Origin of the sequence: Paenibacillus sp. AR247, from assembly GCF_002968895.1 — a bacterium.
GTDB classification, from domain to species: domain Bacteria; phylum Bacillota; class Bacilli; order Paenibacillales; family Paenibacillaceae; genus Paenibacillus_AQ; species Paenibacillus_AQ favisporus.
The window spans coordinates 1-1,537 of the sequence record NZ_PCZT01000053.1 but is presented as its reverse complement, the minus strand read 5'-3'; the positions used below and the strand labels follow the sequence as shown (position 1 = coordinate 1,537).

The 1,537-nt window shown below is 48.9% G+C and carries 10 tRNA genes and 1 rRNA gene; all 11 read right to left on the bottom strand.

Annotation, left to right across the window (positions count from 1 at the left end):
- Positions 1 to 10: 10 nt before the first annotated feature.
- The 11 genes from CPT76_RS35690 to rrf all read right to left on the bottom strand — a co-directional run bounded on the left by CPT76_RS35690 (position 11) and on the right by rrf (position 1,386).
- Positions 11 to 94, bottom strand: a tRNA-Leu gene (locus CPT76_RS35690).
- An 18-nt stretch (positions 95 to 112) separates the two neighbouring features.
- Positions 113 to 188, bottom strand: a tRNA-Lys gene (locus CPT76_RS35685).
- Between the two features lie 4 nt (positions 189 to 192).
- Positions 193 to 267 (bottom strand) — tRNA-Gln (locus CPT76_RS35680).
- 8 nt (positions 268 to 275) lie between these two features.
- Positions 276 to 351 (bottom strand) — tRNA-His (locus CPT76_RS35675).
- Positions 352 to 359: 8 nt separating this feature from the next.
- Positions 360 to 432 (bottom strand) — tRNA-Thr (locus CPT76_RS35670).
- A gap of 109 nt (positions 433 to 541) precedes the next feature.
- Positions 542 to 618, bottom strand: a tRNA-Asp gene (locus tag CPT76_RS35665).
- Between the two features lie 33 nt (positions 619 to 651).
- A tRNA-Met gene (locus CPT76_RS35660) sits at positions 652 to 725 on the bottom strand.
- A 63-nt stretch (positions 726 to 788) separates the two neighbouring features.
- Positions 789 to 864, bottom strand: a tRNA-Val gene (locus CPT76_RS35655).
- A 120-nt stretch (positions 865 to 984) separates the two neighbouring features.
- Positions 985 to 1,056, bottom strand: a tRNA-Glu gene (locus CPT76_RS35650).
- Between the two features lie 60 nt (positions 1,057 to 1,116).
- Positions 1,117 to 1,192, bottom strand: a tRNA-Asn gene (locus CPT76_RS35645).
- A 77-nt stretch (positions 1,193 to 1,269) separates the two neighbouring features.
- A 5S ribosomal RNA gene (gene rrf, locus CPT76_RS35640) occupies positions 1,270 to 1,386 on the bottom strand.
- Between the last annotated feature and the right edge of the window lie 151 nt (positions 1,387 to 1,537).

The following is a 1,537-nucleotide window of genomic DNA, read 5'->3' as shown; positions in this document are numbered from 1 at the left end:
TCAAACAAAGTGGTGCGCGTGGAGGGACTTGAACCCCCACGTCAAAGACGCTAGATCCTAAGTCTAGTGCGTCTGCCAATTCCGCCACACGCGCAAAACCTGTAAATAAAACTGGTGAGCCATGAAGGACTCGAACCTTCGACACCCTGATTAAAAGTCAGGTGCTCTACCAACTGAGCTAATGGCTCTCACTGGCTGGGGATATAGGATTCGAACCTATGCATGACGGAGTCAAAGTCCGTTGCCTTACCGCTTGGCTAATCCCCAACAATTAATGGGGCGATCGATGGGACTTGAACCCACGAATGCCGGAGCCACAATCCGGTGCGTTAACCCCTTCGCCACGACCGCCATAAACATGCCGGCGAGAGGACTTGAACCCCCAACCTACTGATTACAAGTCAGTTGCTCTACCAATTGAGCTACACCGGCGCATGAATATTTGAATATTTCCAAAGCGATAACCATCTATCGCGAAAGCAAATAACCATTTGGATTCCGATCCGTTATTTCGGATTCTCATCCCTGAAGCAATTTAAAATGGCGGAACCGACGGGATTCGAACCCGCGATCTCCTGCGTGACAGGCAGGCATGTTAGGCCTCTACACCACGGTTCCACGGCCTTTTGGATCTCCATCTTAAGGAGATAATTGCGGGGGCAGGATTTGAACCTACGACCTTCGGGTTATGAGCCCGACGAGCTACCGGACTGCTCCACCCCGCGTCATTAAAAGTATTTTATTATTGGGGTCCCCGAAAAATAATCGGTATAAATTTTTGGGGATAATGGTGGAGGCTGAGGGGATCGAACCCCCGACCCTCTGCTTGTAAGGCAGATGCTCTCCCAGCTGAGCTAAGCCTCCATAATAAGTGACCCGTATGGGATACTCTCACTTCGTTCGAGTCTGCGATGCAGATGCTACCGAAGTAGCGCTCCGACGAACCCTTTTTTTGATTCTCATCCCTGATGCTATTAAAGAAAGTGACCCGTATGGGATTCGAACCCATGTTACCTCCGTGAAAGGGAGGTGTCTTAACCCCTTGACCAACGGGCCATATATATAAAGTCTAATTCTGTTTTCTGCAACAAAACATCCTTAGACGTTTTTTAAAAGTGGCTCCCCGAACAGGACTCGAACCTGTGACAACTCGATTAACAGTCGAGTGCTCTACCAACTGAGCTATCAGGGAACGTTGTTACAATCAACCAGTTTTGTCATATGTAGGTGACCATCAAGGCCAAAAAAATACCACAAAAGTGGTTTTCCGCTTGGCAACGTCCTACTCTCCCAGGACCCTTCGGTCCAAGTACCATCGGCGCTGGAGGGCTTAACGGTCGTGTTCGGGATGGGTACGCGTGGAACCCCTCCGCTATCGCCACCAAACGGAGCATTGGTTAATAACCAAATGCATAATTCAGGTTTCAGCATCGCCAAATGCTGAAAGTCATGCACGCTTCTCTCACCCGCTTGGAGTGAAATCAGCAATTTTGACTCCCTGAAAACTAGATACGAAACGAATCTGCGAATTATTTTA